This is a genomic window from Burkholderia sp. Ac-20345 (genome assembly GCF_017104825.1).
GTDB lineage: Bacteria > Pseudomonadota > Gammaproteobacteria > Burkholderiales > Burkholderiaceae > Burkholderia > Burkholderia lata_B.
Genome location: NZ_JAAGPO010000004.1, coordinates 85,415 through 112,033 on the forward strand (window position 1 = coordinate 85,415; position 26,619 = coordinate 112,033).

Sequence of the window (26,619 nt, forward strand, 5' to 3'; positions counted from 1 at the left end):
TCCGAGGAACGCAATGAAACTGAAGTCCAAATCAGCTGATCTGGTTCGAAGCCTCACGGTCTCGATTCGCCCGAAACCCATTCGCACGGGTACGGAGCACGTCTACGAGCTGAACGGTTCGCGGTTGCGCGACATGCTGGTCAACGGTCGCTGGGTGACGGTGACGGCTACGGCTGTCGTCGCATCCTGAATCGTCGACGGAGGAGCGCTCGATGAACGGGATGACGAACCTGGTGATGCTGTTGATCGCGATGCACGGCGGTGCGCAACCGCCGGCGCCTCTCTATCGCTATGCGGTGGCGGCACAGGCCGCCGTGGATAAGCGGCCGCCGATGAAAACGGACGCGATCATCTGTAAGGATGGTCAAGTCCACACCTTTTCGGCAGGGCAGCGTAAGCCTTGCATTTAAATCCCTGAACGTCGGCCCCGCTCTCGAAAGAGAGTGGGGCCTTTTCTATACCTCTGGAGTTTCCTATGAAGAAGCAAATCGGCTGGGCGGTGTTAATGGCGTGGCTGTGCTGTTGTGTTGCGATCGTGCTGACTGGGCGCGCGCAGGCGGAGACTGCGCCGCAGGTTGAGGTCGCGTTCTCGCCGGATGGTGGTGCGGAAAGTCTTGTGCTCCGCACCATCGGGGAGGCGCGGCAGTCAATTCGCATGCTGGCCTACTCGTTTACAGCTCCGGCAGTGACGCGTGCGCTCATCACCGCGAAGCGCAGGGGCGTTGACGTCGCAGTTACAGTCGACGCACGCAGCAACTTCGAAGAGGACCGTAGCGGCCGCGCTCGAGCGGCGCTTGGTGCCATCGCTTACGCCGGCATTCCGGTCCGGGTCGTGAGCGTCTTTCCGGCGCTCCACTCGAAGTACCTCGTTGTCGACAGCGTGACCGTCGAGACTGGCAGCTATAACTATTCGCAACAGGCCCGGTTCAACGCTGAGAACGTCATCGTGTTGCGAGGGGACACACGCATAGCAGATGCATACCGGAAAAACTGGGAAGCGGTGTCCGCACGCGGCGAGTTGTATCGCGCGCCCTGATTGAGTCGTTTATCTCAACCCACGCGGGAACAGCTCCCGCGTGGGGCTGCTCCCGCGCTTCTGGAGCAGCACATGATTTCTGAAATTCTGGTGCAGGTGGAGACGGCAATCGACGCGCTCGTCGCGCTGATTCGACAGGGGTACACACTATCGAACGCGCTGAGCGGCGGCAAGGACTCGACCTGCACGGCGATCCTGATGCTGGAGGCAGTACGACGCGCCGGCGCCCACGTGTCGCGCGAGCACTTCGTGACCAGCGCGGACACGACGATCGAGAATCCGAGTATGCATTGGCACCTCCAGGTCATGCTCGACGAGATTCGAGATGCCTATGCGGATGCCAGTACGCCAGTATCGGTCCACGTTGCGAAGCCGTCCCTGGCATCCCAGTTTGTCGTCGCAACGATTGGCCGCGGCACGCTTCCCCGCACCCCGGAAAACGGGGTGAAGAACGGAAAGCGCATACGTGCCTGCGCCTCTGACTGGAAGGTCGAGCCGCAAAATCGCTTGCGCGTCGCGCTCGAACGTTCGGCGGCAGCCGGTGGGAGTAGCGAGGTCGTCACCGTGCTTGGCAACAGGTTCGGTGAAAGCGGCAGCCGTGCGACGGCCATGGCCGCTCGCAACGAGAACGCACTGAGACCCGTCCGGAACGCGGACGGATTTCTCACGTTTTCGCCGATCGCCGAGTGGTCGACCGACTGCGTATGGACGATGCTCGCGCTCTTCGCGGAGCATACTGGCCGTCCCTTTCCGTCGCCGGTATCCAGCGAGTCGATTCGGCGCCTGTCGGACCTGTACCGTGCTGGGAACGAGGGTACGTGCGGTGTGATCCTCGGAGAGGGCGGTGCGCGTGCGGCGTGTGGCTCCCGATTCGGGTGCGCGTTCTGTTGCGTGACCGGTGAGCGTGATCGCTCGATGGAGTCGATGGTGAAGGAGGCCGGCCACCAGCATCTGGAAGGGCTGAATCGGTTCCGGAACTATCTGGTCGCGGTGCAGTGGGATCTCGGCCGGCGCGAGCTCGTCGGTCGGAAGCTCAGCGAGGCCGGGTACCTGGCGGTCAAGCCGGACGTCCTTTCGTATCTGGAGCGGGTCCGGCTGCTGCAGTACCTGCTCACACTCGACGTGCTTGAGGTCGAGCGCGCCGAGCAGCATGAGGGTGCATTGGCTGCGGGTGCGATACCTGACACGCCTGAAAACCGGGCGCTCTGCGACGTGCAGTTCGAGATGGTCACGCCGGCGCAGCTGGTGGCGATCGATTTCTACCTCTCGATGCACCACTATGCGCCGCACGCTTTTCCGGCGCTGTCGATCTGGTTCGACGTGAATCGCCTCGGCCGACGCTACCATGTTCCGGTCCTCGACCCGTTGCCGAAGATCGACATCCCGCACCATGGGTGGTTCTTCGTAGGCGAGTACGACGCCGAGGTCCCCACTGATGGCCTTCGCGACTACGCCGCGGAACAGTGGAATCGCTATCGCCATCCGGATCGGCCCAGCCGGTATGCACGCACGAAGTCCGGCGAGCAGATTGTCTATTTCGAAGAGAGCGATCAGTTCGAGGTGGACAGCGAGGCGGCCTGCGCCTTTGTGACCTGCAGCTTCGACGCTGGCTGGTCCGTGAAGGCCCAGCAACACACCGGGATGGAGTCGGCCCGGTTCTGGCTGAACGAAGGCATCCTGCGGCTGCCGGGCGGGATGGCAGGGCGGTATCAGGAGATGGCGAAGCGTGGGCAGTACTTCGCCCATCTCGCCGAGCGACACAACCTGACGCCAGCCGAGCTCGATCGATTTCTCGTCGACAAGGCGATCTCGAACGCTGAGCACCTCACGATGCTGAACCTGGCGCCGGTCGACCTGTTCTCGCAGGCAGCCTGAAGGAGCGCGATCTTGGACAAGGCCCGGCACTCACGTGTCGGGCCGTTTTTTTTACTATCTACGATTCAGGGCTTAGATACCGGCGGAGTAGGCGAGAATGATCGCACCAATGCGACTGGCGCATGCCATAGCCACGGTCAGTCGGTGGCGTGCATCTTGTTGGGGAGCTGCTGGTTCGCGGGCAATAGATACAACCGCATCAGTCGCCGCGATTGCCACGGCCAGTATTGACATCATGCTGTTTCTCCTGAATTAGAGGATATGAGGACACGGGTGTGTCTTCAATGACCCTATACGGCACTACCTCGAAATGTTTCACCCCCTTTGCGGAAATAATTTCGGCGCCCGCCGGCCAGGTGCTGGTCGAAGTCGGCGTTTCGCGGACGGTCGACGCGGCGACACGTCCGCGGTGTCGTTGTGGCCTGCCGACGCGGCTTCTTACGACGCGCTGGTATCGCTGCTGTTCAGCAATGCTGCAAGGTCAGGGTCCGGCGGCGTCGGCGTGGAGTGCGCCGTCTGAATTCGCGCGCGGCCGATCATGAGGTTCCGAGAGTCGATCGAGATGCGCTCGATATGTCGGCCGCGCGCCGCGCGCTCCGGGATTCGCTGGTACGGGTGGCCACGATGGATGTAGTCCTCGAGGTCCGGTTCGGCGAATACGACTTGGTGCGCATTGGTCTCGCTCAGTGCGACGCAGAGCATGGCGAACGGAGTCCCTGCCAACTCGCGATCCGCGACTCGGTTGAGGATCGCGTCACGAGTCTGGTGGTTCGAAATCAGGATGCCCGGGCGGCCCTTGTGGTTATCGAGCTGAACGACGACCTGCGCCGGGTCGGACCGAATGACGAAGAACCTGTACCTGCAGGCCGCGACGTCTTCGTTCGCGAAGTAGATAAGGTCAGAATACTGAGTTCTGTAGTCCATATGAATGTTCCGGTGGTGAAGAAACCAGCAACAGTGCTGGCTTCTTCAGGCTATCGGGGCGGTCGAGAAGTCAAATCGCGTCGTTGGTTTGCGGTGAAGGCTGGAGCGTCGAGCGAATCCGGATTACCGTCCGTTGGCTGGTGAGGCCGAGCGCGTGCATGACGTCGTCGTTGCTTCGGCCGGCGAGCAGCAGACGGCGTGCGTAGGTATTGCGAAGGGTACGCGGGCTCATGTCGGGAACGCGAATGTCGACCGCGAGCAGCTCATCGCGAACGATCCTGCCGAGCATTTCGTCGGTCATCGGTCCGCCGGCGCGGGGTGACGGAAACAGCAGCGCGCTGACGACCGTTGGCGTGTGATTCCACCACCGCTCCAGACCCGGCCGGGCAAACTCCTCGAGATTGATTCGACGTGCCTCGCGCGGGCCTCGTTTGGGGATCAGGATGTGTGGCCGTGCCGGTGACAGGTCGAGGTCTACAGCCGCCGCCTGTCGGATTTCCTGGGCGGTGATGCCGGTCGAGAGTAAAAGGCCGACGATGGCTCGATTACGCAATGCCCGGTCGTCGAGCCCGTCGATCGCCTGAATCGAAGCCTGCAGTCGACGATCGTCGGCCTCGAGCAGGTATGTCGGGACGGGCTCGTCCTCCGGCCACGTCTGAGTCAGGGTATAGGCTGCAGCGGGATTGGTTTTCCGTACACCGACGTCGACAAGGTGCCTGCCGAGCCGGTCAAGGAGCTTCTCGTAGCGCAGACGTGTCGTGGTGCCGGGTTTGCATCGGCGGTCGAGATCAGTAAAGAACGATTCGAGGTGGTCCGGCCCGAAGGTGGCCAGCGATCTCTGCGAGGCCGCGAGGTGGCGCATGAAGCGCTCGAACATCGCCTCGTGTTGGACGATCGATCGCGGCGAGAACGCGCGCCGATCGGCGCCGGCAGCTTCGGTGCGTTGCCATTGCTGATAGGCCTCGGTCGGTGCCGACAGCCAGAGAGTCGGTTCGTCCATTCGATCTTATATACTGAATATTACCCGTCACAAGCATAACGCGAATCTACGATTCGCGTCACTAGTCAGCAGAAGTGAGGGGTGTTGCTTCACCTACGGTTCCGCTTTTGGAGCGCCCCCGGCACGCAGCCGACGCGCTTCCCAACACGAATCGGATTTTGCCCGAGGCGAGCCACTTGCAGGGCACGCCGAGCGGTCGCGGCACCTGAAGCTCAAGCCGCTTCCTTACTCGCCTCGGACGCGGAAGCCGCCAACAAAAACTCTCGGACGCAGCGATAGACAATCGGCAGCGATGGGGCCGCGCGGTGCCAGTCGATCAACCCGCTCAGATCGAGACCTGGCATGGACTGCGGCCCGATGCGTGGAAGCGCGTCGATGATCGCCAGGTCATTGCGGCTCTGAAACGCAAGATCCGAGAAGGCCTGTTCTTCGATCTCGAGCAATACGGCCCAGCTCAGGGCGTGTGCGAGGTCGGCACTGAGATAGCGCTCTGCGAGTGACGTCACGATGCGTCGCAAATCGTCCACCGCACGTTCGAGCGCGTGCTCGTGCCGGACTGGATCGAAGTCAGGATCGTCGCATTCGACTGTTGGGGCGAGATTCATAGCGGACAACGTTGTGAGAGAACAGCAGTCCGCCACTCGGAATTCCAGAGGTGGCAGGCATGCAGAATACACGGCAAATGTATCCAGTGTTCCGCAGAAGTTCAAGGCCGAACGCCGGCTTGCTGGATTTCAAAGAGCGTGCGGTCCTTACCATCAATCCACGCTGGTGGGCGGCTGCGACCGCTCCAGGGTGCGTAGGTTTCGGGATCGCGATACCTGTCTGCCGGACTCCGATTTGATTTCTGCGCGCCGTGAAGCTTCCGCGCGCCAATGTCGTCCTCCTGGACGAGCCGGCGGACCTCGTTCAGGGTGCCATCGCTCGCCTGAGTTTTGGCGGCGCGAATTGCCGTTTCGAGCACGTCACGCTGCGCGAGCAATGTTTGGTAGGTCGACATATTTTCTCTGGCCGGGGTAAGGACGCTGATACGGACTACCCGCACGCGGTCCAATCCGAAGTCAAGTGCTGTCAGTTGAATACAACACCGCACGATGCAATGTTGGATTTGTAAGGGTTCTATATATTCGGATGCTATTCAATTTTTGACAATTATTGACGGCGTCTGTCTTGCATCGAATAAGCCAAATCTTCTTCACATCGAGTCGCCGGTGGCTGATTAGGCAGGGTTCGGCGGCGCTCCTGGCGAGCCCATCTCTATTTCCGAGATCTCTTTTATTCAGATTGATAATATATGTAAATATACTATAAATAGTAAATTTAACAATATCAATTATATTAATAAATGGATATTGGTGATATATATTGCGAGATTGGGTGGGTATGACAATTTTTGACCATCTTTCGTGATTTGCTGTGGGAGTATCAGGGAAAATTTCGAGAGAGACCTACCATGCGCCGCTTCATGCGCGATATCGAGAAACGGCGCGTTCAACGAGAATCGGCCAAACAAGCGATTATTTTCGACTGCGCTTCAGTGAGTGGCGATGGGTGTGCACTTTAGGTCAAAGTCACGGCGTGGGTGATGTACCTCAGTCCAGTCGTGTTTCTCTCCGAACAAACAGCGCAGGCGGCGCCGATCGTCGATCTACGTGCGCCGATTTCATTCCAGCCGACGACCACCGCGACCAGCAGGGGAACCCCAACCGTCAATATCGCAGCGCCGAACTCAAACGGGATCAGTCTTAACCAGTACCAGACGTCCGGGGTGTGCCCCGAAGGGCTCGCGCTCAATAACAGCACTGTGCCTGGGACTCCGTTGCTGGGCGGAGCGCTCGGTGCGAATTCGAACCTGAGCGGGCGTCCGGCGTCGACCATTATCAACCGGGTCACGTCGAACAACGCCGCGGTGATGAATAGGCCGTTGGAGACTTTCGGCGTTCCGGCAACCGTCATCGTAAGTGCACCCGGCGATGTCTCGGTGAACGGAATAGCCCCGACGAATATTCCGGGGCTGACGTCGTCGTCGGCGGCTTTACTTCGAACGGTAGCGTGACGCTGACCGGCGACGGCGTGATCGACGGCGGCTCGTTCAGCGGCGGGAAGGGTGTCACGGCGGCCGGCGGCATCACGACGGTACGCGCCCCTTCGTGCACACCTGTCAAGATCGATCAGCATCTAGGCCTTACTACGTGGTGGTGGCGATAGAAATGAACTACAGAACAAAAGAACAACTCGGCTTGGGTGTGGTGGTTTTTGTGGCGGTGGTCGTCATCATCGCTGCCTTGGCCACCGGTCCTTCTGGCACGGTCGCATCAATTGACGGGCGTTCTCACGTACAAAAGCAATGAAAGTAACTGCCTTCACCCGATCGAAGCTGCCGCTTCTCGTCGCGAGTCTTGCTGCACTTCATGCGCCAGTGCAGGCGGAATCAATGCCCCCAGTGCCTCGCCCTGTACAAGACCCGGCGCAGTTGATCATTGATCAGCAACGTGGACAGGCGAGGCAACGCCAGCTAGAGCAGCCGCCAGCATCGATCACGATTGTGCCGACATCGGAAACCACGCTCGACATTCCGGTCGGTACGCCGATCGATGAGATTATCGAATCCGGGCCTACATTTCCGGTGCAGCGAATCGCGCTCCAGGGGGAGGATGGCAAGCCGTTCGTTCCGCCCGGCGGCATCTCGCGCAAGAGGCTCAATGAGGTGATCGGACCGTTCGTCAACCATGATCTAGGCTCGCACCGCATCAATGTGCTGCTGAAGCGGCTCACCGGCGTCTTCGTCGAAGGCGGCTTTGTAACGACGCGCGCCTTGCTTGGTTCGCAAAACCTGGCTACCGGAACAATCAACGTCACGGTTCAGGTCGGCCGTATTGCGAGCTTCATGGCCGATGGCAAGCCAAAGGCGGGTGAGTCCTCGGTAGGTGGTGGATGGCTGACCGATGCGGGTTACGAGAATGCGTTTCCCGCTGCGTCTGGTGGCGGCGTGACACCGGAGTCGATTTCACTCAGCAACGACGGCAATGGGCCGCGGGCGATCGTCAAGGTTGACGCGAAACGTCCGATGCAGGTTTTGACGTTCGAGACCGCAAAGCCGGTAATCCAGCAGCAGTTGCAGGTGCTGGCTCTCGAAAAAGCCAGTGCGGATTTTGTAGGTCGCCTGATGAAGGGCGCTGCGATCCAGCAATGAGCGATGTGGAGTGAGAGCGGCAACATCTGAATTGCTGAAGATCGATTGCACCCACTTCATCAGTACCCAATGTCCTTAAGAAAAAATGAAGACAATTTCAGTTGCCACAGCTGTCGCCCTTGTTATGTCGATTGTCCTGAATTCCGCATGAGACGGACAGGCCGGAACCGGCCGATATCAGTGACATGGAGACAACCGCAATGAACGAAAGCCAACCTGTTCCTCAAGCCCCGCCGCGGATCCGGCGCGGGCAGCGCATCGCGCTCGCGCTGCTGATGGCGAGCGGCATCGTCAACTACCTCGATCGCGGCACGCTGGCCGTCGCAAGCTCGGCGATCCGCGGCGATCTCGGCCTGTCGCTCGCGCAGATGGGGCTGCTGCTGTCGGCCTTCTCGTGGAGCTATGCGCTGTGCCAGTTCCCGGTCGGCGGGCTGGTCGACCGCATCGGGCCGCGCCGGCTGCTCGGGATCGGCCTGATCGTCTGGTCGTTCGCGCAGGCGTCGGGCGGCATCGTGTCGACCTTCGGCTGGTTCATCGTCGCGCGCATCGTGCTCGGCATCGGCGAGGCGCCGCAGTTCCCGTCGGCCGCGCGGGTGGTGAGCAACTGGTTTCCGCTGCGGGCGCGCGGCACGCCGACCGGCATCTTCAACGCCGCGTCGCCGCTCGGCACCGCGCTCGCGCCGTTGCTGCTGTCGATCCTCGTCGCGTCGTTCGACTGGCGCTGGGCGTTCATCGCGACGGGCGCGGCCGGCCTCGTCGTCGCCGTCGTCTGGTTCGCGCTGTATCGCGATCCGGTGCGCGCGCAACTGTCCGCGGCCGAGCGCAGCTATCTCGATGCCGACGCGCAAAGCGTGGTTGCCGCACCGAAACTGACGTTCGCCGAATGGCGCAGCCTGTTCTCGCACGGCACGACCTGGGGGATGCTGATCGGCTTCTTCGGATCCGTGTACCTGAACTGGGTCTACCTGACCTGGCTGCCGGGCTACCTGACGATGGAACGGCACATGAGCCTGATCCGTACCGGCTTCGCCGCGTCGGTGCCGTTCCTGTGCGGGTTCGTCGGCTCGCTGCTGGCCGGCTGGCTGTCGGACCTGGTCACGCGCCGCAGCCGTTCGCCGGTCGTGAGCCGGCGCAATGCGGTGGTGGTCGCGATGCTCGGGATGGTCGCGTTCACGATTCCCGCCGCGCTCGTGCAGAGCAACACGGTGGCGCTCGCGTGCATTTCCGTCGTGATTTTTCTCGCGAACGCCGCATCGGCCTGCTCGTGGGCGCTCGCGACGGCGGCCGCGCCGCCGAGCCGCATCGCGTCGCTCGGCGCGATCCAGAATTTCGGCGGCTTCATCGGCGGCGCGCTTGCGCCGATCCTGACAGGCATCATTGCGCAGAAGTGGTCGTTCGTGCCGGCGCTGCTGACGGCCGCGGCGATCGCGTTCGCGGGTGCAATGGCCTACCTGCTGCTGGTGCGCAAGCCGATTCCCGAGCAGGCCGCGAGCGCCGCGTCCGGGCCGTTGCCGGCCTGAGCACGCGGCATGCGCCCCGCATTCACTGAAGCAAGGAGAAACAGATGCAACACCCGCAGCAATCGAACGTGACCATCGAGGGCATCGTCCCGGTGATGCTGACGCCGTTCGACGATGCCGGCGCGATCGACTACGCCGGGCTCGAGCGGCTCATCGAGTGGTATCTGGCGCACGGCGCCGATGCGTTGTTCGCGGTCGCGCAGTCGAGCGAGATGCAGTTCCTGAGTCTGGCCGAACGCGCGGAACTCGCGCGCTTCGTGGTCGAACGAGTGGCCGGGCGCGTGCCCGTCGTCGCGTCCGGGCATATCAGCGACGATCTCGACGCGCAGGTCGAGGAGCTATGCGCGGCGGCCGAATCGGGCGCGCAGGGCGTCGTGCTCGTGACCAATCGCCTCGATCCGCAGCGCAAGGGCAGCGGCGCGCTGCTCGACCATCTTCAGCGGCTGCTCGCGCGCTTGCCGGCGGACCTGCCGCTCGGCCTGTACGAGTGTCCGGCGCCTTACCGGCGGCTGCTGTCGGATGACGAACTGCGCGCGTGCATCGACACGGGCCGCTTCGTGATGCTCAAGGACGTGAGCTGCGACCTGGAGACGGTGAAGCGGCGGGTCGCGCTCGCCGAGGGCTCGCCGCTGAAGATCCTCAACGCGAACGCGGCGATTGCGTGGGATGCGATGAAGGCGGGTTCCGCCGGCTTCAACGGCGTGTTCACCAACTTCCATCCGGACCTGTACCGGTGGTTGCGTACGCAAGCACATACGAATCCGGCGCTGGCCGACGAGCTTTCGACGTTCCTCGTCGTGTCGGCTGTGTCGGAGGCGCTGGGGTATCCGGCGCTCGCGAAGCTGTATCACCAGCGGATCGGCACGTTCGCGTCGATCAAGTGCCGCGCGATCGACTACGACGTGCGTGAACGGTTCTGGGCGCTCGATGCGGTGCTCGACAAGATCGTGGCCGGCACCGAGCATTTCCGCCGGCGGATCGCTGCGTAATAGGGCACGCGGTGTGCTGGTCGAGGCTTGCGGTGCGCGACCGTATGGCGTGCCGCTCCGGCGGCCGCCTTCGCTCGCATGAGTGCCTCGGGAAGCGCGCGGTAGCGGCGCGCGTTGGTCGCAGGCATGGTCGGCTTGTCGCGAAGCGTCGCGCACGCGTTGCGACAAGCGACGTCGGTGGCGCACCTGCCACGTCCCGGATGCGGTGAGGCCGGCGCCGCGTTCTGGCCGAACGCGTAACGTGCGAACCCATCGGGATTTTCAATGCGGTCGAAGGCGGTGAATCCGCCATTCACAACCGGGCCGCCGCACTGGCCGGGCGGTCACAGGGGGCTGGTTGTCACGAACGACGGCGTGCCGTCGACACGACGCCGACGCACGGCCCCACCTTCATCCATCCCGTCGCACCATCGAGCCCCAAGCCCCAAGCCCCAAGCCCCAAGCGCAATGCCGCCGCTCGTCCATCCAACCCGTTGCGCCCCGCGATCTTCCGCCGCCGCCACCGGCTGACCGGCGCATGTTCACGTCGGACGACAAAAGCACACAAATCTGATCAATCCTTCCCGGCGTTTCTTGTAACGATTCGTAATATCGCGCCGACGAGCGCTTTTTACCGACGAACCGTTGAATCCGCATCCGCTTCCCATGCAACACGCCACGACGACAGGCCAGCCACCGATTCTGGCGGCACCTGTAGATGCCATGCTGCACGCCGTGATCGACGAGGTCATCCACCGGAGCGTGTCGGAAGCGACGACGCGCAGCGGCTACATGCGATGTGCCGACTACGCGATCGTCGGCGCGCAGGTATTGACGTTGCTGACCGGCAAGCCCTACCGGCCGTTCGCGGGCGGGGAGGTGCTGGATTTCGGCGGCGGCAACCTGTATGCGCTATGCACGACGCGCGAGCGGCGCCGCACTGCGCGGCATCTGTCGCAACTGGCGAGATATCACTGCTGGATCGAGGCGCGTCACGACGACGTCGGCGGCCGTGCACGCAAGGAGATCGTCGATTTCACGCTGCGTCACGACGAGACCGTGGCGAGCAATCTGGGGATGTCGTTCGCACGCGCATACCAGGCGTATTTCTGGGGCTGGGACGACGAGCATACGGTGCCGGTCGAACTGCACGATCATCCGGTCTTCGCGAAACAGGGCCCCGTGTGGCGCTGGGCCGAGCGTGAATGCACGTCGCTGCTGCGCGCGTACGAGCGCGAGCGGCCGGGCTATTTCGGGCGTCAGGTGTCGCGTGCGATCGACCTGTTCGCCGATCGCGTCGAAGGTCTCGGCTGACGGCACGCCGTTTCTGGCGAACCGAGGGCAGGCTGCCTGCCGCCAGGGCGCGAACCGGGGAAGAGAGCCCGGCGCTTGCTTGCGCACTGCCGGGCGTGAGCGATGTTTCCAGGCGGGACATCGTGTGCGGCGGCCACCGGTCGATGAACCGACCGGTGGCCGCCGCACACGATCATCGGGCGGCGCTGGCGTTCATCACTTGTTCGCCAGCGTGCCGGCGCTGTTGGCGCCGCCGAACAGCTGCGTCAGGTACTTCGTGTTCGAGTTCATCTTGGCCATCAGCGAGTTGAGCGCCGTGAACTGCGCCTGGTACTGCTTGGTCAGCTGGTCGGCGTAGTCCGTCAGGTCCGACTGCTGCTTGGTGACGCGCTTCAGATCGGCGCTCAGCGCGTTCGTGCGCACGTCGATCATCCCGTCTTTCTTCGTGAACGGTGCGATCTGCTCGGCCAGGCGCGCGCCGATCCCGTTCTTCGAGTTGAACAGACGCGCGACTCCCGCCTGGTTGGTCGACAGCGCACTGTCGAGCTTCGCGTTGTCGATCTTCAGCGTGCCGTCCTTCTCCAGCGTGATGCCGAGCGTCATCAGGTTCGTGTGCCCGTTGCCGTTCTCGTTGGGGACGCCGAGCGCGATGCTCGACGCGAGCGAGTTGCGGATCGTGTTCAGCGTCGAATCGCCGATCAACGCGCCCTGCGAGTTCGCGCCCGGCGTGAAGCTCGTCAGCGTGCCCATCGTCTTGACGACGGTGTTGTACAGGTTCACGAAATTTGTGATCGTCGCCGCCTGCGCCTTCGTATCGGTGCTGATCGTCAGCGTCTGCGATCCGGTCGCGTTGATCGCGTCCGCCGACAGGTTCAGCGTGACGCCGGTCAGCACGCCCGACACCGCGTTGCTCGCGCTGGTCGATGCGATGCCGTTGAGCGTGAACTTCGCGTCCTGCGCGGCGGTGCTCTGCTGCCACGCGGCCGCGCTGTTCGCCGATTCGATCTTCGATGCGCCGCCGGACGTGTCGGCCGTCGACTTGACGCCGAGGCTCGACAGCCCGTTGTCGCCGGACACGTCGCCGACCGCGACGCTGATCGCGTTCGCCGAGCCGGTCTTCGTCGATGAGAGCACGAGGTGCGCGCCGTCGGTGCCCTTGATGACGGTTGCGCTGATCCCCGGGTTGTCGGACGCGGAGTTGATCGCGGCCGCAATGCCCGACAGCGTGTTGTTCGTGCTGCCGACCGGGACCTTGAACGACTGGCTGCCGAGCGACAGCGTCAACGTGCCGGTGCCGAGCGCCTTGCTCCCGTCGAAGCCCGACGACGCGAGCGCCTGCGCGGTTGCGATCTGCGTGACGCCGACCGTGTAGGTGCCGGCGACCGCACCGACGCCCGCGGTTGCGGTCAGGCCCTTGCCGCTCGCGACTGCGTTGAACGTCGACTGCAGGGCGCCGTTCTTCAGCGACGCGAGGCCCGCCTCGAGCGCGCCCAGCGCCGACGACAGCGCGCCGAATGCGGAAATCTGCGTCGTGCTGGTGGCTTGCGTCGACGTCAGCGCGGCCGCGCGGCCGGCCGTCTTCGCGTTCACAAGCACCTTGACGAGCGCGTTGATATCCGACGTATTGCCGGTCGAGCCGCTGATGATCGATTGCACCGCCTGTTGCATCACGCTGTTCGTATTCGCGCTGCTGTTCACGGGCGTGTTAATTGCCATGGGTGGTCTCCGGTTGGAAAGCGATCCCGTGACGAGCGGCTGCCGGGACGGCCTGCGGCGATTCGAATGCAGGCCGTCTCCGGCGAGACGCGTTCCGGGGTTCACGGGAATGTCGGGAAAACGTAAGGACGTGCGCTATCGTATATTTAAATCGGCATTAATTGGTAATTTTTTGTAATGGTTATTGAGAAAAGTGTGGGCGGGAGCGGGGTGATTAAGCGAGGGCTAAAGATCGGCGATTTTTTGCCGTTAACACATCGTTTTGATTAAATTCATTCGATGATTTTTGCCGGCATTGAAAACTTGCCGGGAACGTGAATGTTTTAAGTTTTTTCGCTTTCTCCACTAAACACCGAGTTGATTGACGGTGCGCGGAAGGCGATCTGCCTGCCCGGAATCAAGCTGGAATCCGCGTCGACTGGACGATTCCCGGCGTGCTGCATCATTCGGCATGCCCGTGAAGCGTTTTCCTTTGGCAATGCGTATTTTCGGGTCATGTGTCTTTTTCTGAAACAAAGTGCACATCCATTGGCAATGTCGATGGAATTTCGGAAATCAAACCGGTCTGCGCGAGCCGTGTATCCGGTTGTCGATGAATGACAGCAGGAATGCGTGTTGTGGCCGATCCGCGTCAATTGAATTCGGAAATGTCGACTGAATCAGGTGGCCTGAAACAAGAAGGGCATTTTTCATTCTCGTGAAACATCGAACAGGGTGATCGGCACAGCTCGCAGGCCGTTGTCTAATGGCGTCGCTGTCTCGAATTGTCCACTTGTATGTGACAGCGAATCTTGTTTTAGCGGATTGATGATTTCCCGCGAGACAGTAGACTGCATCCGTGCTTCGCCAGAACCGATCCGGAGCGCGCCAGGAACGGCGCGACCCGACGGATTCTTCGGCGGCGGGCCAGCCGGCTTGCTGTCCGATCGTGCGAGGAGTGGTTCGTTGCCGAACTGGCGCGCCGATTCGGCGCATATCGGCACCGGACGCATCAAACCGTCAATTCAAGGGTGATTGCTATGCGTTACGTTTCGCTGGAGTCGAAGAAGGACGAGCTGCTGCTGGCGGCTCGCGTGCTGTTGATGATCCTGTTCGTGCTGTTCGGCTGGCAGAAGCTGAGCGGCTTCTCGGGCACGGTCGCATACATGGCGTCGACGGGGAACCCGGCGCCCGAGCTGGCGGCCGCGATCGCGGTGGGGATCGAGCTGGCCGGCGGCCTGCTGATCGCGATTGGCTTCTATACGCGCCCGCTCGCACTGGTGTTCGCCGCCTACACGCTCGCGACCGCGTTGATCGGCCATCGCTACTGGGCGCTGCAGGGGATGGAGCAGTACATGGCGATGATCAACTTCTACAAGAACGTGAGCATCATCGGCGGGCTGTTGTTGCTCGCGCTGACTGGCCCGGGGCGGTATTCGCTCGACCGGAAGTAAGGCAGCACGACGTTTCCCGCAGGTGTGACGGCCCGGTGCGCGAAAGCGCACCGGGCTTTGCTTTTTGGCGATGATCGCGATGTGGCGGTTCCGCGGATCCCACGTGCGCAAGGGCGGCCACGCGGCGCGTCGACGTCGCCGGCAGCACGGGTGTCGTCCGTGCGGACGATATGCCGTGCCGGGCGACGGCCGCCGGCCGCGGCGAAAGACGCACGGCCGTCGCAGGGTGGCCGATCTGCCATCACGATGAAGCGGCTGTCATACTCGGCTATTCTTCCCACGACCAAGGCGTGAACGTCGAACGCGACCTCGCACGCTCCCCAGTCACCCGAATTGCCGCTCATGCCAAATCCGACCTCGTCGACCGACCTCCCGACCGTCCTCCTCATCGGCGCCGCCGGCCTCCTCGGCCGCGCGGTTGCCGCATCCCTGGCCCGCGAATCGTCGCTGAACCTCGTCGCGACCATCCGGAACCCGCAAAGCGCAGGCGCCAGACGTCTCGCACTGCCCCCGGAAAACCTCGCCGAACTCGACGTCCTCGACGAGCCGGCCCTTGAACACCTGTTCGCCACCCGCCACCCGGCCGCCGTGATCATCTGCGCGGCCGAGCGCCGTCCGGACGTCTGCGAACGCGACCCTGCCGGCGCACGCGCGATCAACGTCACCGCGCCGGCCCGCATCGGCGCGCTCGCCGCGCGCCACGGCGCATGGACGCTCGGCATCTCCACCGACTACGTGTTCGACGGCAAGGCCGCCCCGTACCGTGAGGACGCCGCGCCGAATCCGCTGAACATCTACGGCCGCACGAAGCTGGAAGGTGAGGCGGCACTCCTCGCCGCGTCGCCGCTGTCGTGCGTGCTGCGCCTGCCGCTGCTCTACGGCCCGATCGTCGACTGGAGCGAATCGGCCGTCACGAGCCTCGTGCCGGCGATCGTCGCCTCCGCGCGGCCGGGCGCCGACGTGGTCGGCATGGACGCATGGGCGATCCGCTACCCGACGTATACGCCGGACGTCGCGGACGTGATCCGCGACCTGACGCTGCGCCATCTCGCGGGGGCATCGATCACGGGCCTCCGTCACTGGTCGGGCGAGGAGCCGATGACGAAGTACGACATCGCGCAGCGGATCGCGGCCGCGCTCGGCATCGAAGCCGCGCTCACGCGGATCGACCAGCCGACCGACGCGACGCCGCGCCCGTACGATTGCCATCTGGACGCATCGCACGTGCGCGCCGCCGGGATCGACCACGCGACGCCGTTCGATACCGCGCTGCGCGCCGTGCTGCGCGATGCGCCGCCGGTGCTGTAGGATCGGGCGCCACGCGCGGCCCGCGCCACGAATGACGTTCGCAAGCGAGCACCGGCCCGCACCTCACCGCCCACCCAGGAGCCCAGCCATGCAACTGAAATGGCTCGAAGACTTCGTCGAGCTCGCGCGCACGCGCAGCTTCACGCGCGCAGCGGAGAACCGGTTCGTCACGCATCCGGCGTTCGGCCGTCGCATCCGGTCGCTCGAGGAATGGGTCGGCACGCGGCTGATCGCGCGCACGAAGCCGCTCGAACTGACGGCGGCCGGCACCGTGTTCCTCGATGCCGCGTCGAACGCGCTCGACATCCTGCACGGCGCCCGCACGCAGCTTCAGGAAGCGGCGCCGGTGCTGGAGAACAATCTCCGGATCGCGACCGGCCGCACGCTCTCGGCCACCTTCTTCCCCGATTGGTACGACGAGGCGGTGGCGCGCGCAGGCTTCTTCACGGCGACCGTATCGACCGGCAGCGCGGAGGAGGCGATCCTGCAGCTCACGGCCGGCGACGCCGACATGCTGATCGTCTATTCGAGCCCGCATACGCGGCTCTTGATCGATCGCGACCGCTTCGACTGGCTGTCCGTCGCGCGCGAGGTGCTGGTGCCGGTCAGCGCGCTGGATGCGCGCGGCAGCGCGCGCTACCAGTTGCCGGCCGGGCAGGCGCCGGTGCCGTGGCTCGCGTTCGCGCGCACGCTGACGCTGCGCGCGGTGCTCGCGCGCCATCTTGCCGAAATGCCGAACCGCCCGACGCTGCGACCCGTGTACCAGGCCGATTCGTATGAAGCGATTCTCGCGATGGCGCGTCGCGGGCTCGGCCTCGCGTGGCTGCCGCAGCGGCTCGTCGCCGACGACGTGCGGCGCGGCGAGCTCGCGATCGTCGGCGGCGCCGACTGGCAGATCGGCTTCGACATCGCGCTGTACCGGCGCCGGAACGACCCGCATCCGGTGCTGGATGCGATCTGGCGCACCGCGCCGTCACGCGACGACGGCGCTGCATAGCCGCTCCGGGCCGCGGCGCCGGGGCCCGCGCGCCGATCGGCACGATTGCGTGCCGAAACGGCACGAACGCCCGCCCCGCGTTGCCTACACTCCGCGCTTGACTGGCCCGAACGGCCGCCGGCAACGCCGCGCGCCGTCTTTCAAAATCCTGACGGCCAGCATTACCGGAGGAGCACTGGGATGACCCGCAACACGCACGCCGCGACGCCGGCCCCGCACAACCCGTGGCGCGAGATCTGCGCCGCGAGCATCGGCAACGCGCTGGAGTTCTACGATCTGCTGATCTACGGCTATTTCGCGATCGTGATCGGCCAGCTGTTCTTCCCCACGCACGACGCAGCGACCTCGCTGCTGCTGTCGGTGGGCACGTTCGGCATTTCGTTCATCACGCGCCCGCTCGGCTCGATCGTGCTCGGCAGCTACGCGGATCGCGCAGGCCGCAAGGCATCGCTGACGATGTCGATCGGCCTGATGATGCTCGGCACCGCGATGATCGCGTTCGCGCCGACGTATGCGCAGATCGGCATCGCGTCGCCACTCGTGATCATCGTCGCGCGGATGCTGCAGGGTTTCTCGACCGGCGGCGAATTCGGCGCGGCCACCGCGTTCATGGTCGAGCAGGCCGATGCGAAGCGCCGCGGCTTCTTCGCGAGCTGGCAGATGTCGACGCAGGGGCTCGCGACGGTGCTCGCGGCCGGCGTGTCCGCGCTGCTGAGCCTGCTGCTGACGACCGACCAGCTGCATGCGTGGGGCTGGCGCGTCGCGTTCTCGGTCGGGCTGCTGATCGGCCCGGTCGGGCTCTACATCCGCCGCAACATCGACGAACCGGCCGATTTCCGCCGGCTCGGCGAAAAGGGGCGCGCGAAGTCGCCGCTGCGCGACGTGTTCGCTCGCGATCGCGCGAACCTGCTGCTCGGCGCGGGCGTCGTCGCGACGGCCACGGCGTTCAACTACGTGCACAAGCTGTACATGCCGACGTACGCGGTCAAGCAGCTGCATATCCCGGCCACGTCGTCGTATCTCGGCGCGGTCGTCACGGGCGCGATGCTGATGGTCGCCGCGCCGGTCGTCGGGCACCTGTCGGATCGTTTCGGCCGCATCCGCGTGATGCTGATCGCGGTGAGCCTCGCGCCGCTGCCGGCGCTGCTCGCCGACATCTTCCCGACGAGTACGCGGGGCACGGGCCTCGCGCTGTCGTACAACTTCTCGGTGACGCTGTTCGGCGGCTTCGCGCCGCTGATCGTGACCTGGCTGATCGACGCGACGCACAACAAGCTGGCGCCGAGTTTCTACGTGATGGCCACGGCCGTGCTCGGGATCACGTCGGTGATTTCGCTCGGCCGCCGGATGCGCGGCGCGGCGGCCGCCGCCACGCCGTCGACGCGCGCGACCGAGGCGTGACGCGCCGGCCCCGAACCCGATTCCGGCGCAACCGGCACACGCCGGCTGCGCTTTTCCCGAACCCTGTTGAGCCTTTCCGACATGACCACGCTTGAAGCCATCCGTGCCGCGTTGCCGGCCTATCCGATCGAAGTGGCCTTCCCCGACATCTCGCGCTGGCGCGCGGGCAATACGGGCATCGACTATCTGCATACGTTCGACAGCGGCCGGCCCGGCAAGCATGTGATGATTCTCGCGCTGACGCACGGCAACGAAGTCAGCGGCGCGATCGCGGTGGACACGTTGCTGGCCGCGGGCCTGCGCCCGGTTGCGGGCCGGCTGTCGCTCGGTTTCGGCAACGTCGGCGCGTACGAGCATTTCAGCGCGGCGAACGCCGATGCGACGCGCTACCTCGACGAGGACATGAATCGCGTGTGGACGCCGGCCGCGCTCGACGGCACGCGCGACAGCCGCGAACGCGTGCGTGCGCGCGCGATGCGCCCGCTGCTCGATACGGTCGACCTGCTGCTCGACATTCATTCGATGCACGAAGCGTCCGCGCCGCTGATGATGACCGGCCCGCTTGAAAAGGCGATCGCGCTGGCGGCCGCGATCGGCACGCCGGAGCACGTGATCATCGATCGCGGCCATGCGAACGGCACGCGGCTGCGCGATTACGGCGGCTTCGGCGATCCGGCGAGCGCGAAGAACGCGCTGCTGATCGAGACGGGGCAGCACTTCGCCGCGAGCGCGCGCGATGTCGCGCTCGACAGCGCGGCGCGCTTCCTGCTGCATGCGGGTGTGGTCGCGCGCGACGACGTCGCGGCATTCCTCACGCAAGCCGCGCCGGTGCGGCAGAAGTTCGTCGAGATCACGGAGCCGGTCGTCGCGCGTTCGATGGACTTCCGGTTCTCGCAACCGTTCACTGGGCTCGAGGTGATCGAGCAGGCCGGCACCGAGATCGCGCGCGACGGCGACGACGTGATCGTCACGCCATACGACCACTGCGTGATCGTGCAACCGTCGATGCGCCATCTCGGCGTGAACGTCACGATGATGCGGCTCGGGCGATTGCTGGATCGCTGACGTCGTCTGCGGCGAGCCGCCGGTATCTGGCGCGCGCGGCCTTGCTCAGCCGGTGCGTTGCCCGCTACACCGCATACGATTCACGCACCGGTGCGGAGCCCTTCCCGAACGCGGTCGCGGCAGGCGGGCGTGCATCGAGCGCTTCCTGTCGCGGCGGCGCGCCGTCATCGTCGCGGACGGTGAACGTTGAAATCATCGCGACGAGCTGCTTGCTCTGGTCGTCCAGCGACTGCGCAGCGGCGGCCACTTCCTCGACGTACGCGGCGTTGTGCTGCGTCGCCCGGTCCATCTCCGACACGGCCTGATTGACCTGGTCGATGCCGTGGCCCTGCTCGGTCGACGCGGCCGCGATTTCCTCCATCAGGTCGGTCACGCGCGAGATCGCGTGCATGATTTCGGCCATCGACGTGCCCGCCGCGTTCACGAGCGCCACGCCGCCCCGCACGCGATCCACGGATTCGTGAATCAGGCCGCGGATCTCCTTCGACGCCGCCGACGAACGCTGCGCGAGCGAACGCACCTCCGACGCGACGACCGCGAAACCGCGCCCCTGTTCGCCGGCCCGCGCCGCTTCCACGGCCGCATTGAGCGCGAGGATGTTGGTCTGGAAGGCGATGCTTTCGATGATGCCGACGATTTCGGCGATCCGTCCGGAGCTGGCGTCGATGCTGCCCATTGCATCGACCACCTGCGAGACGACACCGTTGCAGCGTTCGGCGACCTGCACGGCCTGCACCGCGACCTGGCTCGCCTGGCGCACGTTGTCGGCGTTCTGGCTCACCCGCGACGAGAGTTCCGCCATGCTCGCTGCGGTTTCCTCGAGCGATGCCGCCTGTAGCTCGGTGCGTCGCGACAGGTCGAGGTCACCCGCCGAAATCTGCGCGGCCGCCGACGCGATCGAATCGGCGCTCGTCTTGATGCCGTTGATCGCACCTGACAGGTTCGCCTGCATCCGCTTCATCGAATAGAGCACGCTGCCGCGATCGTGCGGCGCGGTCACGATGGCGGCCGTCAGGTCGTTCGCCGCGATGCGCCCGGCAATCTCGACCGCATAGCCAGGCTCGCCGCCCATGGTACGGACGATGCCGCGATTGATCGCCACGACGATGCTGCCCATCACCAGTGCGATCGCCGCGCAAATGCCGAGACTTTTCGCCAGGCTCGCGTAGAACGCGGAATCGATGTCGTCGACGAACAGGCTGGTGTTGATGATCCAGTCCCATGGCCGATAGGTGTCGACGTACGCGACCCGCACGGCGTCCGTCGTGACCCCGGACGTTTCCTTCGGATAGTCGAAGCGCTGGAACCCGCTGCCGGTCTGTCGCGTCACGTCGATCTGCGCCCGGATGATCGCGGCGACCTTCGGGCTCAGTTCGTTCAGCGACTTGTTCTGCAGCGACGCGTCGAACGGATACATCAGCACCACGCCCTTCGAATTCACGATCGAGAAATAGCCCGATTCACCGTAGCGCATGCCCCGGATGATGTCCATCGCCTGCCGTTGCGCTTCGTCGACGCTCAGCGCGCCCGAGGCGGCCCGTTTCGCGTACGTGTCGACCGTCGCGAGCGCGATCTCCGTGGCGTGAACGAGATCGAGCTTGCGTTCATCGACGCGCATCTCGCGGCTCCGGTACGCGTCGGTGACGGACAGCAGGACCAGGCAAAGCAGGCTCAGCACCAGCGGCAACCCGAGCCGCTGCTTGAATGACAGCTTCATTGTCGTGAGATCTCCTCGTTGTTGTCGATGTACCGGTCGCGGCGGGCCCCGACCCGTCCGGCCGCATGCGATGCGCGTGCAGCGCGCTTGCCCGGTTCGTGTCGTTGCGGCGGCGACGGAAGGGGGCGCGCCGCACTCCGAATACGGCGATACGCAGCGCGGCCGATGCTACTGAGCGCCACGTCGAGCGGTCAATCGTGAGCGGTTGCGCGTTCCGTACATTGGCGCCGACGACGTGACGATGCGTTGGCATCGGAACACGGCATGCTCGTTCGGACTGCAAAGGTGATGTCCGTGGCGTACCACGTGCCACGTACGGAAAAGGGCAGCGGGTTGCCACACGGCGGATCGTCATCCGCATGAACGTGCTGCCGATGGTTGGCCGAGACGGCATCGCCCGGTGTGCCGGTCGTCGGGATTTCCCCTGATTGTCCAGATCGTTTCGCGTCCTTCGCTTTCGATGTACGGAACCGTTCCGGCGTGCGCGTTGTTCTTCCTTCGGAGGGCGAATCTAATGCTTTCCACAAACAGCCCCATTCACGGAGGAGACCGCCATGTTGCATCCGACCATTCGCCGCCTGCTGCGCACCTCGATCGCCATCGCCTGTTGCGCGCATGTTCCATTGTCGACGGCGAGCGAGACTATCAAGCTCGGGCTGTCGGTGCCGCTGTCCGGCTCCGGTGCGCCGTGGGGCGTCGGCGCGGACTGGCTGTGCCGCAAGGCGTCCGCCGAGATCGCCGCGTCGGGCGGCGTGCGGGTCAAGGGCCAGACGGTCAACTTCGAGTGCGTGACCTACGACAACAAGTACAACGCGGCGGACGGCGCCAAGGTCGCGCAGGCGCTGGTCAACAAGGACGACGTGAAGTTCGTCGCCGGCAGCATCGGCACGGCGCCGGTGCGCGCGCTCCAGTCGCTGACCGAGCGCAAGGGCGTGTTGTTGTTCACGACCGCGTGGGGCGCGAGCATCAAGGGGCCGAACTATCCGCTGACGTTTACGCAGATGAACACCACGCTCGAGATCGCGCGGCCGCTGACCGGCTTCATCGCGAAGACGCACCCGATCAAGACCGTCGCGTTGCTGAATCCGAATGACGCGACGGGGCAGGAAACCGAGAAGATCGCGCGCAAGGCGTGGGAGGCGGTGGGCGTCAAGGTGGTGTCGAGCGACTGGTACGAGCGCGGCAGCAGCGAGTTCCAGCCGGTCGCGGCGAAGCTGAGCGCGCTCAAGCCGGACGGCATCGATCTGTGCTCGACGCCGCCGGTCGATGCGGGAATCGTGTTCAAGGAGCTGGGCGGCCTCGGCTGGAACGGCGTGAAGATCGTCGAGGTGGGCACCGGCGCGAGCGGGCTGATCGCGACGGGCGGCAGCGCGGTGCAAGGCGTGTACCTCGGCGCGGCGGTGAGCCTCGACGGGGCGTCCGCGACCGCGCACCAGCGCGCGCTCGACGACGGCGTGCGCAAGGCGACCGGCGATTCGATCAATGCGGTGCAGATCGGCATCTACGACGCGGTCTATGCGCTGAAGGCGGCGATGGAGAAGGCGCAGAGCACTGCGCCGGCCGACGTCGCGAAGGCGATGAACGGCGTGACGTTCACGTCGTTCTACGGCGGCAGGTCGGGATTCGGCGGCAAGGCGGTGTACGGCTCGCCGCAGCAGATGCTGTTGCCGGTGATCGTCACGCAGCTCAAGGACGGCAAGCTCGTGGAAGTCACGCGCATCGCGTCCGGCGAGCTGCGCTGAGCGTGGCCGCACCCAACCTTTCGATGCGGGCGGATTCATGCAGACGCTTCTCCAGTTGATCTTCACCGCGCTGCAGATCGGCGCGGTCTACATTCTGTTCGCGCTCGGGCTGACGCTGATCTTCGGCGTGCTGCGCATCGTCAATTTCGCGCACGGCCAGTTCTTCACGCTGTCGGCGCTGGTCGTGTCGGTGACGGTGCCGTGGTTCGCAAACGGCGGCCTGCCCGTGTGGCTCGCATACGCGTTCGCGTGCGTGCTCGGCGTGATCGCCGCGTCGGCATTCGGCGCGCTCGTCTACGAGGTCGGCTTCAAGCGCGTCGAGCGCGACATGACGGGCTCGTTCATCCTGTCGGCCGGGCTCGTGCTGATGGTCGAGGGCGGTTTCATGAAGCTGTTCGGCGGCGGCGTGCGCCCGGTGCCGCCACTGATCGACGGCAACGTCGACGTGCTCGGCGTCAGCATCGCCGCGCAACGCCTCGTGCTGTGCGGCGTGGCCGCGGCGCTCACGCTGCTGGTGACGCTCGCGCTCGGTGGCACGCGTTTCGGCAAGGCATTGCGCGCGGTGTCGATCGACCACGAGGCCGCGATGCTGCAAGGCATTCCGTACCGGCGCATCGCGTTTCGCGGCTTCGTCGCGGCCACCGCGATCGGCGCGGTCGCGGGCGCGTTGATCGCGCCGGTGGCCGCGGTCACGCCGACGCTTGGCGATGCGTATCTGGTCAAGGGCTTCATTGCCGTCGTCATCGGCGGGATGGGCAGCGTACCCGGCGCGATCCTCGGCAGCCTGTTCATCGCGCTCGTCGAGAGTTTCGTCGGCTTTTATTTCGATCCGTCGGTCGCGAGCCTCGCGATCTTCGTCCTCGTGATGGCGGTGCTGCTGGTTCGACCGAAGGGGCTGCTCGGCCATGAATGATCGTTGCTTTCGTTACGGGTTGCCGGCCGTCGTGCTGGCCGCATTGCTGAGCGTCGCCGCGGGTTCCGGCTACGCGGGGAACCTCGTGATCTGGATCGCGATTGCGGCGATGATGGCGAGCAGCCTGCGCTTCGTGCTGCTGATCGGCGAGCTCAATTTCGCGGTCGCCGCGTTCTTCGGCCTCGGCGCGTATGCGAGCGGCGCCGCGACGACGCTGTGGCAACTGCCGTTCGCGATTTCGCTGCTCGCGAGCGGAGTCGTTGCGCTGCTGGTCAGCGCCGTGTTCGGCTACGTGACGCTGCGCGTCAAGGGCCCGTACTTCCTGCTGATCGGGTTCGCGTTCACCGAGGCGCTGCGCATCCTGTATACGCGTTCCGAATGGCTGGGCGGCAACTCGGGGATGGTGGGCATCTTTCCGCCGGCGCTGCTCGGCGACTGTTTCCCGACCTTCGTGGTGGCGGTGGCCGGCGTGCTGATCCTGCTGCTCGCATGGATCGAGCACTCGCACGTCGGGCGCGTGTTCGTCGCGATTCGTGACAACGACAACGTCGTGCGTTCGGTCGGCATTCCGGTGCATGCGATGAAGGTGCTGTGCTTCTGCATCGCGTCGTTCGTCACCGGCATCGCGGGCGCGCTGCAGGCGTTTTCGAACAACGTGATCAGCCCGCTCGACTTCGGCTTCATGCTGTCGACGTTCGCGCTCGCGTACCTGAAGGTCGGCGGCGAGCGGCACGCGCTCGGCCCGGTGGTCGGCGCGGTGCTGCTCGTGCTGCTCGCGAGCGTCGCGCAGCGCTTCGGTGGCGGCGAGCAGATTTTCTACGGCGCGGCGATCGTGTTCGGCGTGCTGTTCATGCCCGATGGCGTGACGGGATGGCTGGCGCGCCGCCGCACCGTGCGCGTGAAGACGGCGCTGCCGTCAGTGACGGGAGACGTGCGATGACCACGATGAACACGCCGTCGGTCCGGCTGCGCGCGGAGGGCCTGTCACGACGCTTCGGCGGGCTGCTGGCCGTGTCGGACCTGAGCCTCGAAATCCGCGAGCGCGAGATCCTCGGGCTGATCGGCCCGAACGGCGCGGGCAAGAGCACGACGTTCAACCTGCTCAGCGGCTTTCTCGCGCCGAGCTGCGGCCGGCTGGAAATCGGCGGCCACGACATGACCGGCCGCTCTCCGGAGACGATCAGCCGGCACGGGCTCGTGCGGACCTTCCAGCACGGCAGCCTGATGCGCACGATGACGGTCGAGGACAACATCCTGATCGGCGCGATCGGCGGCATGCGCGGTACGAGCAACCGCGAACGCGCGCGGCGCGTGCGGGAAACGGCCGAGCTGGTGGGGCTGCAGCAGGTGCTCGGCGATACCGCCGGCGACTTGCCGCACGGGCTGCAGCGGTTGGTGAGCATCGCGATCGCATTCGCGCCGCGGCCGCGGCTGTTGTGCCTCGACGAACCGCTGACGGGCCTGAACCAGACCGAGGTGGGCGCGGTGCTCGAGACGTTCCGCACGATTCGCGATCGCTTCGACACGTCGATCCTGCTCGTCGAACACAACATGAAGGCCGTGATGCGCACCTGCGACCGGCTCTACGTCCTGCATCACGGTCAGTTGCTGGCCACCGGCACGCCGGCCGAGATCCGCGAGGATCCACAGGTGCTGGCCGCCTATCTGGGGAACGTGAATGTCGACTGACGCGCCCACCCTCGAGGTGACCCACCTGAAAGCGGCGTACGGCGTCGTGCCCGCGTTGCATGGCGTGAGCCTGCGCGTGATGCGGGGGCAGGTCGTCACGCTGATCGGCGCGAACGGTGCCGGTAAATCCACGCTGTTGAAATGCGTGAGCGGGTTGCTGCCCGCGGCGCACGACGCGGTCCGGCTGTTCGGTCGCCCGGTGGGCGGGCTGCCGCCGAACGCGCTCGTCGGGCACGGCCTGGCGATGGTGCCCGAAGGGCGCCGGCTGTTCGGTCCGATGACTGTGCGCGAGAACCTCGAACTCGGCGCGTACAGCCGTCGCGATTCCACGGGTATCGCGCGCAGCATGGAGCGCTGCCTGTCGTTGCTGCCGGACCTGACGGCGAAGCTCGACAAGCCGGCCGGTTCGCTGAGCGGCGGCCAGCAGCAGATGGTGGCGGTGGCGCGCGCGCTGATGGTCGAACCGAAGCTGCTGCTGCTGGACGAGCCGACGATCGGGCTCGCGCCGGCCGTCGTCGACCACATCGCACGGGTGGTGCGCGAAGTCAGCCGCGACGGTGTCGACGTGCTGCTGGTCGAACAGAATGCGGAGATCGCGCTCGGCATCGCGGACTACGGCTATGTGCTCGAAGGCGGCATGGTGGTGGCGCATGGGCCGGCGCGGGATCTCGCGGCGAATGACGACGTGCGACGGGCGTACATGGGGATGTAGCCGGCGATGCGCGTCGCTCGTGGCGGTGCGGCCGGTGGAATGGATCGGGTTCGGGGCTGCTCGTGCGGCAGCTGGACCGGCCGTCATGCGACGGCGATCATGCTGCCCGTCAACGCC

27 protein-coding genes are annotated in these 26,619 nt (G+C 65.0%); 20 read left to right on the forward strand and 7 right to left on the reverse strand.

Annotated features, from left to right (window positions below; translation table 11 throughout):
- The first annotated feature begins 13 nt into the window (after positions 1 to 13).
- From G3O06_RS03520 to G3O06_RS03535, 4 genes are all read left to right on the forward strand, one after another.
- On the forward strand, positions 14 to 190 hold the full coding sequence (locus G3O06_RS03520; RefSeq protein ID WP_205815014.1) for a hypothetical protein: 177 nt from the start codon (positions 14 to 16) through the stop codon (positions 188 to 190).
- 22 nt (positions 191 to 212) lie between these two features.
- The gene (locus G3O06_RS03525; protein WP_205815015.1) at positions 213 to 410 is read left to right on the forward strand and encodes a hypothetical protein; all 198 of its coding nucleotides are present in this window, start codon (positions 213 to 215) and stop codon (positions 408 to 410) included.
- Positions 411 to 475: 65 nt separating this feature from the next.
- On the forward strand, positions 476 to 1,036 hold the full coding sequence (locus G3O06_RS03530; protein ID WP_205815016.1) for a phospholipase D family protein: 561 nt from the start codon (positions 476 to 478) through the stop codon (positions 1,034 to 1,036).
- A 72-nt stretch (positions 1,037 to 1,108) separates the two neighbouring features.
- Positions 1,109 to 2,911: a phosphoadenosine phosphosulfate reductase family protein gene (locus G3O06_RS03535; RefSeq protein WP_205815017.1), complete on the forward strand. Its 1,803-nt coding sequence runs from the start codon at positions 1,109 to 1,111 to the stop codon at positions 2,909 to 2,911.
- Positions 2,912 to 2,983: 72 nt separating this feature from the next.
- On the opposite strand, the gene G3O06_RS03540 is transcribed toward G3O06_RS03535, so the two are convergent.
- The 5 genes from G3O06_RS03540 to G3O06_RS03560 form a co-directional block, all read right to left on the reverse strand.
- Positions 2,984 to 3,148: a hypothetical protein gene (locus G3O06_RS03540; RefSeq protein WP_205815018.1), complete on the reverse strand. Its 165-nt coding sequence runs from the start codon at positions 3,146 to 3,148 to the stop codon at positions 2,984 to 2,986.
- Between the two features lie 201 nt (positions 3,149 to 3,349).
- Complete coding sequence (locus tag G3O06_RS03545; protein WP_205815019.1) at positions 3,350 to 3,835, reverse strand: hypothetical protein; 486 nt, start codon at positions 3,833 to 3,835, stop codon at positions 3,350 to 3,352.
- 70 nt (positions 3,836 to 3,905) lie between these two features.
- The gene (locus tag G3O06_RS03550; RefSeq protein WP_205815020.1) at positions 3,906 to 4,835 is read right to left on the reverse strand and encodes a site-specific integrase; all 930 of its coding nucleotides are present in this window, start codon (positions 4,833 to 4,835) and stop codon (positions 3,906 to 3,908) included.
- A 212-nt stretch (positions 4,836 to 5,047) separates the two neighbouring features.
- Complete coding sequence (locus G3O06_RS03555) at positions 5,048 to 5,440, reverse strand: DUF2471 family protein (RefSeq protein WP_205815021.1); 393 nt, start codon at positions 5,438 to 5,440, stop codon at positions 5,048 to 5,050.
- A gap of 101 nt (positions 5,441 to 5,541) precedes the next feature.
- A complete protein-coding gene (locus G3O06_RS03560) occupies positions 5,542 to 5,835 on the reverse strand; it encodes an H-NS histone family protein (RefSeq protein WP_205815022.1) in 294 nt (97 codons plus the stop codon).
- A 585-nt stretch (positions 5,836 to 6,420) separates the two neighbouring features.
- Between G3O06_RS03560 and G3O06_RS03565 the strand changes: the two genes are divergently transcribed.
- From G3O06_RS03565 to G3O06_RS03590, 6 genes are all read left to right on the forward strand, one after another.
- Positions 6,421 to 6,891 (forward strand): hypothetical protein, encoded by a 471-nt coding sequence (locus tag G3O06_RS03565; RefSeq protein WP_205815023.1) that lies wholly within the window; start codon positions 6,421 to 6,423, stop codon positions 6,889 to 6,891.
- A 154-nt stretch (positions 6,892 to 7,045) separates the two neighbouring features.
- Positions 7,046 to 7,186 (forward strand): hypothetical protein, encoded by a 141-nt coding sequence (locus tag G3O06_RS03570; RefSeq protein ID WP_205815024.1) that lies wholly within the window; start codon positions 7,046 to 7,048, stop codon positions 7,184 to 7,186.
- Positions 7,183 to 8,028 (forward strand): POTRA domain-containing protein, encoded by an 846-nt coding sequence (locus G3O06_RS03575; protein WP_205815025.1) that lies wholly within the window; start codon positions 7,183 to 7,185, stop codon positions 8,026 to 8,028. The genes G3O06_RS03570 and G3O06_RS03575 overlap by 4 nt, the downstream gene beginning before the upstream one ends.
- Before the next feature lie 200 nt (positions 8,029 to 8,228).
- Positions 8,229 to 9,548, forward strand: a complete 1,320-nt coding sequence (locus tag G3O06_RS03580) for an MFS transporter (RefSeq protein WP_174972745.1) — start codon at positions 8,229 to 8,231, stop codon at positions 9,546 to 9,548.
- A 44-nt stretch (positions 9,549 to 9,592) separates the two neighbouring features.
- Positions 9,593 to 10,537 (forward strand): dihydrodipicolinate synthase family protein, encoded by a 945-nt coding sequence (locus G3O06_RS03585; RefSeq protein ID WP_205815026.1) that lies wholly within the window; start codon positions 9,593 to 9,595, stop codon positions 10,535 to 10,537.
- Between the two features lie 645 nt (positions 10,538 to 11,182).
- Positions 11,183 to 11,830 carry a hypothetical protein gene (locus G3O06_RS03590; protein WP_205815027.1) on the forward strand — a complete coding sequence of 216 codons (648 nt, stop codon included), beginning with the start codon at positions 11,183 to 11,185 and terminating at the stop codon, positions 11,828 to 11,830.
- Between the two features lie 195 nt (positions 11,831 to 12,025).
- Here G3O06_RS03590 and fliD read toward each other — a convergent pair whose 3' ends face one another.
- Complete coding sequence (fliD, locus tag G3O06_RS03595) at positions 12,026 to 13,525, reverse strand: flagellar filament capping protein FliD (RefSeq protein WP_174972469.1); 1,500 nt, start codon at positions 13,523 to 13,525, stop codon at positions 12,026 to 12,028.
- A 1,019-nt stretch (positions 13,526 to 14,544) separates the two neighbouring features.
- On the opposite strand from fliD, the gene G3O06_RS03600 reads away from it, so the two are divergent.
- From G3O06_RS03600 to G3O06_RS03620, 5 genes are all read left to right on the forward strand, one after another.
- Positions 14,545 to 14,958 carry a DoxX family protein gene (locus G3O06_RS03600; protein ID WP_174972468.1) on the forward strand — a complete coding sequence of 138 codons (414 nt, stop codon included), beginning with the start codon at positions 14,545 to 14,547 and terminating at the stop codon, positions 14,956 to 14,958.
- 342 nt (positions 14,959 to 15,300) lie between these two features.
- The gene (locus G3O06_RS03605; protein ID WP_205815028.1) at positions 15,301 to 16,266 is read left to right on the forward strand and encodes an SDR family oxidoreductase; all 966 of its coding nucleotides are present in this window, start codon (positions 15,301 to 15,303) and stop codon (positions 16,264 to 16,266) included.
- 88 nt (positions 16,267 to 16,354) lie between these two features.
- Positions 16,355 to 17,263, forward strand: a complete 909-nt coding sequence (locus tag G3O06_RS03610) for a LysR substrate-binding domain-containing protein (RefSeq protein WP_174972464.1) — start codon at positions 16,355 to 16,357, stop codon at positions 17,261 to 17,263.
- 180 nt (positions 17,264 to 17,443) lie between these two features.
- Entirely contained in the window at positions 17,444 to 18,664 is a 1,221-nt protein-coding gene (locus G3O06_RS03615) for an MFS transporter (RefSeq protein ID WP_205815029.1), read from the forward strand.
- A gap of 81 nt (positions 18,665 to 18,745) precedes the next feature.
- The gene (locus tag G3O06_RS03620; protein ID WP_174981961.1) at positions 18,746 to 19,729 is read left to right on the forward strand and encodes a succinylglutamate desuccinylase/aspartoacylase family protein; all 984 of its coding nucleotides are present in this window, start codon (positions 18,746 to 18,748) and stop codon (positions 19,727 to 19,729) included.
- Positions 19,730 to 19,793: 64 nt separating this feature from the next.
- Here G3O06_RS03620 and G3O06_RS03625 read toward each other — a convergent pair whose 3' ends face one another.
- The gene (locus G3O06_RS03625; protein ID WP_205815030.1) at positions 19,794 to 21,446 is read right to left on the reverse strand and encodes a methyl-accepting chemotaxis protein; all 1,653 of its coding nucleotides are present in this window, start codon (positions 21,444 to 21,446) and stop codon (positions 19,794 to 19,796) included.
- Between the two features lie 554 nt (positions 21,447 to 22,000).
- Here G3O06_RS03625 and G3O06_RS03630 point away from each other — a divergent pair.
- The 5 genes from G3O06_RS03630 to G3O06_RS03650 are packed head-to-tail and all read left to right on the forward strand — an operon-like array spanning position 22,001 to position 26,502.
- Positions 22,001 to 23,188 carry an ABC transporter substrate-binding protein gene (locus G3O06_RS03630; protein WP_205815031.1) on the forward strand — a complete coding sequence of 396 codons (1,188 nt, stop codon included), beginning with the start codon at positions 22,001 to 22,003 and terminating at the stop codon, positions 23,186 to 23,188.
- A gap of 37 nt (positions 23,189 to 23,225) precedes the next feature.
- Entirely contained in the window at positions 23,226 to 24,101 is an 876-nt protein-coding gene (locus G3O06_RS03635; protein WP_205815032.1) for a branched-chain amino acid ABC transporter permease, read from the forward strand.
- Entirely contained in the window at positions 24,094 to 25,041 is a 948-nt protein-coding gene (locus G3O06_RS03640; protein WP_205815033.1) for a branched-chain amino acid ABC transporter permease, read from the forward strand. The genes G3O06_RS03635 and G3O06_RS03640 overlap by 8 nt, the downstream gene beginning before the upstream one ends.
- Positions 25,038 to 25,790, forward strand: a complete 753-nt coding sequence (locus tag G3O06_RS03645) for an ABC transporter ATP-binding protein (protein ID WP_241019488.1) — start codon at positions 25,038 to 25,040, stop codon at positions 25,788 to 25,790. The genes G3O06_RS03640 and G3O06_RS03645 overlap by 4 nt, the downstream gene beginning before the upstream one ends.
- Positions 25,780 to 26,502: an ABC transporter ATP-binding protein gene (locus G3O06_RS03650; RefSeq protein WP_205815034.1), complete on the forward strand. Its 723-nt coding sequence runs from the start codon at positions 25,780 to 25,782 to the stop codon at positions 26,500 to 26,502. The genes G3O06_RS03645 and G3O06_RS03650 overlap by 11 nt, the downstream gene beginning before the upstream one ends.
- The last annotated feature ends 117 nt before the right edge of the window (positions 26,503 to 26,619 follow it).